The following is a 2,403-nucleotide window of genomic DNA, read 5'->3' as shown; positions in this document are numbered from 1 at the left end:
TGTTCGGAGGGATGGCTGAGCGGTTGAAAGCACGGTCTTGAAAACCGGCAAGGGTTAATAGCCCTTCTAGGTGTCAAATCCCTAGCCCTCCTCCACATATGGAAAAGCCGCTGAGTAATCAGCGGCTTTTTTGTTTGCCCAGCGAAGCTGGCAAACCCGTCAGGTTGAAAGAAACCTGAATCGCCCCGACTGAGGGGAAGATAATCCGACTCGCAAGGGCGTTGCTGGCCAACGGCAGGGTCTGAAGGAAGCGATAGGAAGTTAGAGGCACACAACGCAAGTGAACCTGTTTCGGCTTGATAGGTGGGTAAGCGTGCAAAATAGCGTGAAGTCCAATACTCAGTCAGACCTATCAAGTGCTTGAGGGTGGCGTCTCTGACAGGGAGCCAGTGCAGTAACTGGGGAAGCCTGGCACCCCATCCAGAGAAACACTGGAAGCGTTCATCAAGAGGCAACTCAAGGTGAACGTTGGTGTGAGGTGGCAGATGAATCCGTAGTAGTGAGTAAGGCTCGGCCTAAGAAAGCCAGTAATGGTGTGGAGGAGAAAACCGAGCTGACCATCGGCACAGTGTCTGATGGAGCACCGTTCAGCCAAAAGCGAATCGGTGTTGCGAAGGGAGGAAGTACACTTTAAAGACTGTGATGAGCAGATGTTTTTTTTTGATAGTACCCAAATCGATTAGCTATCGAGGTATTCCGAACCGGTCACCTTAGGAATAAGGCTCTGGAACGAGAAACCGTACACGGGAGTAACTCGGACACTGTTTAGTAAATTGCCCTTGAGCTAGAAGGCTAAACGACCAAGTGAAACAAACCCATATCGACAAAGCGCATCCTGCCCCCACACAGCACACAACCCAAGAGGACAGAGTGAGAGTTTATTACAGCCTGTATGGTCACCTGCTGGACAAGCAACGACTGTACAACGGATTTAAAAAGGTGTGGAAAGCAAAAGGCGCGGCCGGAATAGATAGGCAGAGCCTGAGTGACTTCGCCTCGGATCTGAGTAATCAACTCGACCAACTGCTCTTTGAGCTCCAAACCAAGCAATACAAGCCACAACCGGTCAAGCGGGTAGAGATCCCCAAAGACGACGGTGGTGTAAGGTTACTTGGTATCCCGACGGTTCGGGATAGAGTTGTCCAGCAAACCCTGAACGACCTACTCACGCCCATCTTCGAGGCACAGTTCCACCCATCAAGTTTTGGGTACAGACCGCATCGAGGATGTCACGACGCTATCAACAAAGCCACGATGTTCATTCGCCGCTATGGGCTAGACCATGTCGTGGATATGGACCTGTCGAAATGCTTCGATAAACTCGACCATGAGCTTATCATCAAAAGCATACGCAGACGGGTCACGGATAGCAGCGTGCTAGCGCTACTCAGGCAGTTCCTGAAAAGTGGGGTAATGGTCGACGGCAACTGGCAGTCGACAGAAATAGGCAGTCCGCAAGGTGGGGTGATCAGTCCACTGATCGCTAATATCTATTTGGACGCTTTCGATCAAGCAATGCGAGAGCGGGGGCACCGAATAGTACGCTATGCGGACGATATTCTGATTTTCTGTCGAAGCCGAGCAGGGGCGGAAAATGCCCTTGTACAAGCGACAAAGATACTGGAGCAAACGCTGAAGCTAAGCGTGAATCAACAAAAGTCCCACATCGCGCATAGCGATGAGGGTGTGAAGTTCCTAGGGGTAGAGATCGGGCGAACACATACCCGAATCCAACCGAAGAAACTAGCAGGGTTCAAAGCAAAGCTGAAGCGGATGACGAAACGGAACAGTGGAAAACCGCTACCGGTCATCATCAAGATGCTAAACCCCGTGATACGAGGATTTAGTCAATACTTCAGGATCGCCAATGCCAACAGGGAGTTCAAGAAGCTAGCCGCTTGGCTGAGACGCAGGCTACGCAGCATACAACTTAGACTGTGGAAGAAGCCGTCAAGGCTACATCGCAGACTGAGACAGCGAGGTTATAAACCGCCATTTAAATGGATAAGCATGACCAGCTGGAGAAATGCAGCGAGCCCGCTAGCAAGCTATGCAATGCCCAACCAGTGGTTCGATGAGCTGGGGTTAGTTAATATTGAACAGGTAAGGACAGGGCATGTGTTTAGCATTTATGCTGAATGGAAGTGTGCATGAGCCGTATACGAGGTCCGTATGTACGGTTCTGTGAGAGGGATGAGGCGGCAACGCCTCACCCTACTCGATGTTTGCCTAGCGAAGCTGGCAAACACGTCAGGTTGAAAGAAACCTGAATCGCCCCGACTGAGGGGAAGATAATCCGACTCGCAAGGGCGTTGCTGGCCAACGGCAGGGTCTGAAGGAAGCGATAGGAAGTTAGAGGCACACAACGCAAGTGAACCTGTTTCGGCTTGATAGGTGGGAAAA

Annotated in this window: 1 protein-coding gene, 1 tRNA gene and 1 pseudogene; 2 read left to right on the top strand and 1 reads right to left on the bottom strand. The window is 51.1% G+C overall.

All coding sequences use genetic code 11. The features are described from left to right. Positions 1-5 precede the first annotated feature (5 nt). Together BGK46_RS14635 and ltrA are read left to right on the top strand one after the other, a co-directional pair. Positions 6-95, top strand: a tRNA-Ser gene (locus BGK46_RS14635). Between the two features lie 775 nt (positions 96-870). Next, positions 871-2,154 carry a group II intron reverse transcriptase/maturase gene (gene ltrA / locus BGK46_RS14630; RefSeq protein WP_069590470.1) on the top strand — a complete coding sequence of 428 codons (1,284 nt, stop codon included), beginning with the start codon at positions 871-873 and terminating at the stop codon, positions 2,152-2,154. A 55-nt stretch (positions 2,155-2,209) separates the two neighbouring features. On the opposite strand, the pseudogene BGK46_RS17780 reads toward ltrA, so the two are convergent. Next, positions 2,210-2,403, bottom strand: a pseudogene (locus BGK46_RS17780) (hypothetical protein); the annotation flags it as partial.

This window comes from Salinivibrio sp. SS2, from assembly GCF_001722075.1.
In the GTDB taxonomy this organism is placed as follows: domain Bacteria; phylum Pseudomonadota; class Gammaproteobacteria; order Enterobacterales; family Vibrionaceae; genus Salinivibrio; species Salinivibrio proteolyticus.
This window is presented reverse-complemented; position numbering and strand designations above follow the sequence as displayed.